This window comes from Deltaproteobacteria bacterium, assembly GCA_016219225.1.
Classification (GTDB): Bacteria; Desulfobacterota; RBG-13-43-22; order RBG-13-43-22; family RBG-13-43-22; genus RBG-13-43-22.
Map to the genome: position 1 here is coordinate 20,760 of JACRBX010000262.1, position 7,218 is coordinate 27,977.

8 protein-coding genes are annotated in these 7,218 nt (G+C 49.4%); 3 read left to right on the forward strand and 5 right to left on the reverse strand.

Annotated features, from left to right (window positions below; genetic code table 11):
- The 4 genes from HY879_21750 to HY879_21765 form a co-directional block, all read right to left on the reverse strand.
- Positions 1 to 498 carry an Lrp/AsnC family transcriptional regulator gene (locus HY879_21750; protein MBI5605968.1) on the reverse strand — a complete coding sequence of 166 codons (498 nt, stop codon included), beginning with the start codon at positions 496 to 498 and terminating at the stop codon, positions 1 to 3.
- A gap of 3 nt (positions 499 to 501) precedes the next feature.
- On the reverse strand, positions 502 to 1,626 hold the full coding sequence (ahbD, locus tag HY879_21755; protein MBI5605969.1) for a heme b synthase: 1,125 nt from the start codon (positions 1,624 to 1,626) through the stop codon (positions 502 to 504).
- Between the two features lie 9 nt (positions 1,627 to 1,635).
- On the reverse strand, positions 1,636 to 2,619 hold the full coding sequence (gene hemB / locus HY879_21760; GenBank protein ID MBI5605970.1) for a porphobilinogen synthase: 984 nt from the start codon (positions 2,617 to 2,619) through the stop codon (positions 1,636 to 1,638).
- A gap of 281 nt (positions 2,620 to 2,900) precedes the next feature.
- On the reverse strand, positions 2,901 to 3,584 hold the full coding sequence (locus tag HY879_21765; GenBank protein MBI5605971.1) for a Crp/Fnr family transcriptional regulator: 684 nt from the start codon (positions 3,582 to 3,584) through the stop codon (positions 2,901 to 2,903).
- 554 nt (positions 3,585 to 4,138) lie between these two features.
- On the opposite strand from HY879_21765, the gene HY879_21770 reads away from it, so the two are divergent.
- Positions 4,139 to 4,597: a hypothetical protein gene (locus HY879_21770; protein MBI5605972.1), complete on the forward strand. Its 459-nt coding sequence runs from the start codon at positions 4,139 to 4,141 to the stop codon at positions 4,595 to 4,597.
- Between the two features lie 243 nt (positions 4,598 to 4,840).
- On the forward strand, positions 4,841 to 5,896 hold the full coding sequence (locus HY879_21775) for a GGDEF domain-containing protein (protein ID MBI5605973.1): 1,056 nt from the start codon (positions 4,841 to 4,843) through the stop codon (positions 5,894 to 5,896).
- Positions 5,897 to 5,901: 5 nt separating this feature from the next.
- On the opposite strand, the gene HY879_21780 is transcribed toward HY879_21775, so the two are convergent.
- Positions 5,902 to 6,471: a flavodoxin family protein gene (locus HY879_21780; GenBank protein MBI5605974.1), complete on the reverse strand. Its 570-nt coding sequence runs from the start codon at positions 6,469 to 6,471 to the stop codon at positions 5,902 to 5,904.
- Positions 6,472 to 7,031: 560 nt separating this feature from the next.
- Between HY879_21780 and HY879_21785 the strand changes: the two genes are divergently transcribed.
- Positions 7,032 to 7,218, forward strand: a 187-nt coding sequence (locus HY879_21785; GenBank protein MBI5605975.1) for an aromatic ring hydroxylase, incomplete at its 3' end; no start/stop codon positions are given.

The window sequence follows — 7,218 nt, forward strand, 5'->3', positions numbered from 1 at the left end:
TTAAACCTCAAAATCAACCTGGATTTTAAAAATCTTTTCTGCGGGAAGGCTGATCAATTCCTTGATCCCGGTCCGGCGTTTAATGGTTTTAAGGGCCGATTCGATTATTTCCTGAGACTCGGCGATAAAAGTAAACCAGATATTATAATCGCCCTCCCTTTCATAATTATGGGTGACCCCGGCATATCGATTAACCTCTTCAATAAAACCGGGCAGTTTATCCATCGGAACCCGTGCGGCACAAAGGGTGCTGGTAAAGCCCAGTTTGCGGGAGTTAAAATTTGCCCCGATGCGCCTGATTATTCCTCCCCGGCTCATGCGCTCCACCCTGGAGATGACCTCTTTTTCTTTAAGTCCAAGCCGCTCGGAAACCTCCCGATAGGGTCTGGTCTTGAGAGGGAAATGAGACTGAATTTCATTCAGGATGGCCCGATCGAGCCGATCGAGCCTGTAAGGCGGGTCTTTTATAGGGGATTCTTTTTTTTTGCGTTTATCCATAGCCTATTGCCCATAGCCCATTGCCTGCTTTTTCGGCTGATAAGTACAAAGCGGTTCTTCGGTCAAATAATTTCCGGTGGCTTCAAAGGCGCGGGCCCGGCAACCGCCGCAAACCCGAAAATATTCACAGTGACCGCACTTGCCTGAATATTGGGACCGGTCCCTGATGGCCGAAAAGACCGGAGAGGATTCCCAGATCTCCTTAAAGGTCTTTTTTCTAATATTTCCGGCATCGACTTCCAGGTAGCCACAGGGCTGGACTTGCCCTCGATGGGAGATAAAAGAAAACCCGGTTCCTCCCAGACAGCCCCGGGTGACAGCATCCAATCCGTGGGACTCAAAAGTGATTTTTCTCCCTTCCTGGTGGGCCGTCTCTCTGAGGATCCGGTAATAATGAGGGGCGCAAGTGGCCTTTATGGAGAGGGGAATCTCTTCCCTTCTCTTAACCAGCCAGGTCAAGGTATCTTCATAATCCTTGGCCGAAATAGTCTGGTCGGATAGGGCCCTGCCCCGACCGGTCGGGACCAGCATAAAAATATGATGGGCTACGGCCCCCAATTCAAGGACTTTTTCCTGGATCCGGGCCAGGTCCTGAAGATTATGCCGGGTTACGGTGGTATTGATCTGAAATTCCAAACCAACGGATTTGGCTGCTTCTATTCCTTTGAGAATGCCATCATAGGCCCCTTTTACCTGCCGAAAAAAGTCGTGGCTTTCGGCCGTGGCCCCATCCATACTGATGCTGATCCGCTGAATGCCCGATTCTTTCAATTTTCGGGCATTTTTAAGATCCAGCAAGGTGGCGTTGACGGCCATGACCATGCGCAGTCCCAGGGAATGGCCATGCCGGGCCAATTCAAAGATATCCGGCCGGAGCAAGGGTTCTCCGCCGGTCAAAATAACCACCGGCTGTCCGACCTCCCGGATTTGATTCAGGAGTAAAAGGCCTTCGGCCGTAGTCAATTCATCGGGATAGGTGCCCATTTCGGCCGAGGCCCGGCAATGAAGGCAAGACAGATTGCATTGCCGGGTCACCTCCCAGGCCACCAGACGGATTTCCGGGATTGATGGAAGAGACCCGGTTGCTTTTTCCACCTGAGGATTTATGGAATGTTTATGGCCTTTCATAAAATGTCCTCATGATCGGGCCTGGTGCAAAAGGGCCGCTGCCTGCTTGGCAAAATAGGTCAGGATCAGGTCGGCCCCGGCCCTCCGAATGGAGGTCAGGCTCTCCAGGATCACCTTGTCTTCATCCAGCCAGCCCTGTTGGGAAGCCGCCTTGATCATGGCATATTCGCCGCTTACACTATAAGCAGCCACCGGCAGGTCGAATTCATCCCGCACCCGGCAGATCACATCCAGGTAGGGCAAGGCCGGTTTGACCATAATGATATCCGCCCCTTCCTCAACATCCAGATTTACTTCACGAAGGGCTTCCCGAACATTGGCCGGATCCATTTGATAGGTCTTTCGATCTCCAAATTTAGGGGCCGATTCGGCGGCTTCCCGGAAAGGACCATAATAGGCCGAGGCGTATTTGGCCGAGTAGGCCATAATAGGTATATGCTCAAAGCCGTTTTCATCCAAAGCCTGTCGGATCTCAGCCACCCGGCCGTCCATCATATCGCTTGGAGCGACCATATCGGCCCCGGCCTTGGCCTGGGCCAGGGCGGTTCGGGCCAAAAGCTCTAAGGTGGCATCGTTATCGACATCCCGCCCCTGGATTATTCCACAATGTCCATGGCTCATGTATTCGCATAGACAAACATCGCCGATGACAATCAAATCAGGTACTTTTTCTTTTAAGGCTTTCATGGCCCGCTGGATAATCCCGTTGGGATCATAAGCCCCGGAGGCCTTTTCATCTTTTTTGTCGGGGATCCCAAAAAGGATGACCGCCGGTATCTTGAGGGCCCGAACTTCCAGGGCCTCTTTGATGAGTTCGTCTATGGAAAGTTGAAAAATTCCGGGCATGGAAGAGATCGGTCGCCGGATCCCTTTGCCGAAAACTACGAACATGGGATAGATCAGGTCATTAACCGAAAGCGAAGTCTCCCGGATCATTCTTCTAAAGGATTCATTTTGGCGCAGTCTCCTTGGCCGATAGTCTGGGAAAAGCATGGGTCACTCCTAATAATTTGGTTTTTAAGGATATATTAAGCCCTCATGCCCCTTTGGGGCGCCACGAAACATGAACATGCGAATATCGAATATCGAATAATGAATGTCGAAGTAAGGTTGGTTTTGAACCCGTAACCCGCAACTCGTAACCCGTAACTCTATTTTCGTACTAAGCGCTCATGCCCGGGTCGGGCACTACGAAGAATGAAAATGTCTTTCGCCGACCCCCGATCCCTGACCCCCGATCCCTGAACGTTATTTTCGTATTAAATATAATACCCTTATAATTTCAGACCTTCGGCGATTTCTTTTAGAGCCGGGAAACTCCGGATGGTTATTATTTCTTTATTAATATCGATTATATCTTTCTGTTTCATCTTGGTCAGGGTTCGAGAAAGGGTTTCCCCAATGGTTCCCAGGCGACTGGCCAGCAAGCTTTTTTTAGTTTTCAGGTGAATCTTCAGACCATCGGTTGGTATGTTGGAAATATTTTGGGCCTCTTCCAGGAGAAAACGGGCCAGCCGGGCAGAGACTTCTTTTAACGAAAGGTCTTCCACTTGTTGGGCCAGTTGTCTTAATAATAAAGAAAGACCGGTCATCATATTCAGGGCTAATTGGGGGCTCTCCTGGATCAGAGCCAGGAAATCCGATTTTTTCAGGTAATAGAGCCGACTGTCCTCCAAGCCCTCGGCTGAGGCCGGATAAGTTTTTCCTGAAAAGACGGCGGCTTCGGCGATGGTCTCTCCCGGTCCCACGATTCGCATAACATATTCCTGACCTTGAGGAGACATCCGGTATATCTTGATCTTGCCGTGGGCGACCAGGTAAAACCCATGGGCGCCATCGCCTTGTGAGAAAAGAATTTCCCCTTTTTTAATGGTCTGAAGAACGGTAATTCCTTTGACCTTGTGTATCCCGGCCTCATCCAGACCGCTAAACAAGGGATTCCTTTTTAACAATTCCACTATGCTGCCATCCCGTTCCCCATTTTTTCAGAGCCTATTTTTATAAATAATATAAATTTATTTAACTTTAGTCAATGGACTATTAAGATCGGCTGGTCTCCTGGTAGAAAAAATGTTTTTTGCCCCCCCTAAAATACAGTTAAATTTCCGTTAATTTAAAGTATCCCCATTATTTATTCTCAGGTCATTTTTTTAGATAATGAACCAAAAATGGGAATGATCCCAAAGCGGTCAAATTCTAACGGGAAGGTGAAAATGGCGCATAATAATAATTTTGCAGAGTATTGGTTGTCGGCAAACAGGCAGGAAACCATTGATTGCCCTTATCAGCCTGGAAATTTAAGGATCTCGAAAAATGCTTGTCTAAAACGGTATAAGGCTTCAGAAAAGGCGAAATTGGAAATGATCAACCATGTCGATCTTTTTACTTATACGGTTGGACAGGGGCTTTTGCGATGCAAGACGTGTCCAATTGTGAAAGCGTTGCCGGATCGACAACCGGCAGGGATATTAAGCCATAGCACCAGGATGTAGGTTTCCTGGCGATTGTTTTTATGAGGCATAACAGGACAGCGATCGGCTTTCCGGCAGGACTGCTGGTGGGCTTTGCGGCGGGTTTTTTAGCCACACTGATTTTCCACCAACTGATGCTGACGGTGCTGTGGTCCATAGGCCTGGCGCCGTCCGGGCCTTTCTCTATGAAAGCCACCCAACCCTTCGGGGTACCTGCCGTCCTCTCGCTGGCTTTCTGGGGCGGGATGTGGGGTATTCTATTGGCGCTGATCCAGGGCCGCTTTCCGCAAGACGGTTACTGGATAAGTACTTTTCTGTTTGGCGCCATCCTGCCTTCCCTGGTCGCCCTTTTGGTGGTGTTGCCGTTGAAGGGCCGACCCATAGGAGGGGGCTGGCCCCCGCCTCTATTGCTGACCGTATTTCTAAACAACGGCGCCTGGGGTATCGGCACCGGCCTGATTCTTAAAGCCCTGTCGGGACGTTTCAGGACGTCGCGATGAACTCTTCTGAAATAGCGATACCGGATACTGGATAATTCACATAACCACCATATTTCAAATAGCTTCGGTTAGGGCTTTATTCCCACCATTCCACCTATAGAACTCCAATCGTAGTTTCTTTTTTTTTGCCGGGGATCACCTGAGGCGAATAAAACTTGACCTCCTTCTCTTAATTTTTTATTCTTTTTGTTCTCAATCCAGTTTAATAAAATATCAGCCCGGAAGGATGCCGAGGAAAGGTCAATGTCTATTACGTCCATTGTGGTATTGTTCGGAGGGGGGATTGTTGTCGGGCTCTTCCTGCCCCTTTTGTCGAGGCTTCTTAACTTTCGATTCATCACCGACTTGTCTTTACCGCTCAGGAGTTGGCTGGCCAATCTGTTTTCCGGGATAGGCCGCCTTTTCCGGAAGCGGGGCCAATCACGGGAGGTAATCCCTGATCGGAAAGGGGTAGCCGCTCCGCGGATGGATCCCCGGGAGCAACAACTCAGTGATTCGGCCCAGGTGATCCGGGCCATTTTGCTCAATTTAGCCGGTCTTATCCAACGGGCCGACCAGGCCGCCCAAACTTCCTCAACGACCCTGGGAGGGGTTCGGACCACTATTGAAGACATGCGACTTCCCCCGGACCTAAGCGAGGTCCATGATCGTCTTCTGATCGAAATCGACCGCATGATTTCCAGTAACACGACCCTTAAAACGGAATTGGCCCGCTCCAAGGATAACCTGGAGGCACAACGTCGGCAGATCGAGAATTTAAAGACCGCAACCCGTATCGACGGTCTGACCCAACTGGCTAACCGGGCCTATTTCGACGAGAAGCTGGCCGAGTTGATTCTTTTACAAAAGCGTTACCAGGATCCGTTCTCGCTGATGATGATTGACGTGGATAACTTTAAACCCATCAACGATACTCATGGCCACCAGGCCGGCGATCGTATCTTAAAGGGCGTGGCCTTTAAATTGAAGTCCACCATCCGGGAAAGTGATTTCCTGGCCCGCTACGGAGGAGACGAGTTCGCCCTGGTCCTTATCAAGGTATTGGGACAGGAGGCGGTTGAGTTAGGATGGAAGCTCTGCCGGGTCCTGGAAGAGAGCCGCTTCCTCCTCGATGGAAAGGATTTTACCGTAACTATTTCTGTCGGGGCTGCCGAAGCCTTAGCGGGTGACACGCCGGAGACCTTGACCAGGCGGGCCGACCAAGCCCTCTATCAGGCCAAGCAGGAAGGACGGAACAGGGCGTCCCTGGCTCAATCACCGAAGACGGCCGGCAGCCCGGGGAAATCTAAAGCCCATTAAGGCGGTCAGGGTTGGGCCGTTCGGCGGCCTAATTCAAAGGCTTCCCCTTTGGCCCCTTCATCCTGGGCGATCTCTCCCTTATTGGTGGCGGAGGCCATAACGGCTCCCATCCAGCTAAGTCCGGTAAAGTCCGCCGTGGTTTTAAAGCTGTGGATAATAGGGTCGGCCGTGTGTACATTCAAATCGCCGCAGACCGTGATCAAACCGATCCTTTTTCCCTTCATTTTGGAATAGTAAACCTTATGCCATCTCCATTCCGCATCAAAAAAGACGCACCACCTGTCCAGGTAGGCTTTCATCTGGGCGGTCATGGACCAGAAATAAACCGGTACGCTGTGGATAAGGGCGTCCGCTTCCAGGATCTTCCGCTGGATCTCCGGCATGTCGTCTTCGATAGCGCAGAGCCCCGTTTCGTTACATTTTTTACAGTCATAGCAGCCGGAAATCTTTTTCAGATTGAGGAAGATTTTTTCAACCTCCGCCCCGGCCTCCTGGGCACCTGCCAGGGCCTGGTCCAAGAGTATATCGCTGTTGCCCCCGATTCGGGGGCTCCCCATAATGCCCAATACCTTCATCTTTGTCCTCCTGATTTTTGATTAAATTTAATGGTATAGGAATTTAAGTTAGGAATAGTATCAAAAAGCAATCGGAAAGGGAAGGAACAATTGCCTGAATCAGGGAATGCCCCGGGCCGCCCGGGGGGATTTTTTTATTTACCTTTCCCCTTTGCAATTATTTAAGAATATAATATATTATTTAGATGGGCCCTTCGGTTTTGGCCTTTTTGTCCCCCTTTCCTTTCCTGGGCTTGTTTTATGGTTTTCTTAAATAAACCAAAGTTGATGTCAACCTTTAAGCCATTTATTCCAACCATCCCTATAAAATTTAGTTGACTTTTTTATTTTTATTTTATTTTATAGGGATAAACATCTATCCAATCAAGGTTTTTATTGCATCAGCTAATCCGCAAATATTGAAAAACGAATAGGGATGATTAATATAACCTTACTAAAAAACAGAAAATGCCCCTATGGAAAGGAGATGAAAGAAAGGAGCAGCAAAATAGGGACCATTAAAACAACTTTTGAGGGCTATTGTCAGTGAGGCAAAAAAACATACTTAATTTGGAGGAAAAATGAGGACAAAAGAGCAATATATCCAAGGCCTTTCCGGGATGAAACGGAATCTTTATTTTGACGGCCAGTTGATCGACCGCACGGACGAAGTGCAGATGGACTGTCTCAATACCATCGGCACCACCTATGATGAGGCGGCCAAACCGGAGAATCAGGAGCTGTGTACGGCCATCTCCCATCTGACCG

Excerpts from the sequence above, each read along its gene's own strand:
- HY879_21750 (MBI5605968.1), bottom strand. The coding sequence starts at position 498 with ATGGATAAACGCAAAAAAAAAGAATCCCCTATAAAAGACCCGCCTTAC.
- ahbD (MBI5605969.1), bottom strand. The coding sequence starts at position 1,626 with ATGAAAGGCCATAAACATTCCATAAATCCTCAGGTGGAAAAAGCAACC.
- hemB (MBI5605970.1), bottom strand. The coding sequence starts at position 2,619 with ATGCTTTTCCCAGACTATCGGCCAAGGAGACTGCGCCAAAATGAATCC.
- HY879_21770 (MBI5605972.1), top strand. The coding sequence starts at position 4,139 with ATGAGGCATAACAGGACAGCGATCGGCTTTCCGGCAGGACTGCTGGTG.
- HY879_21775 (MBI5605973.1), top strand. The coding sequence starts at position 4,841 with ATGTCTATTACGTCCATTGTGGTATTGTTCGGAGGGGGGATTGTTGTC.
- HY879_21780 (MBI5605974.1), bottom strand. The coding sequence starts at position 6,471 with ATGAAGGTATTGGGCATTATGGGGAGCCCCCGAATCGGGGGCAACAGC.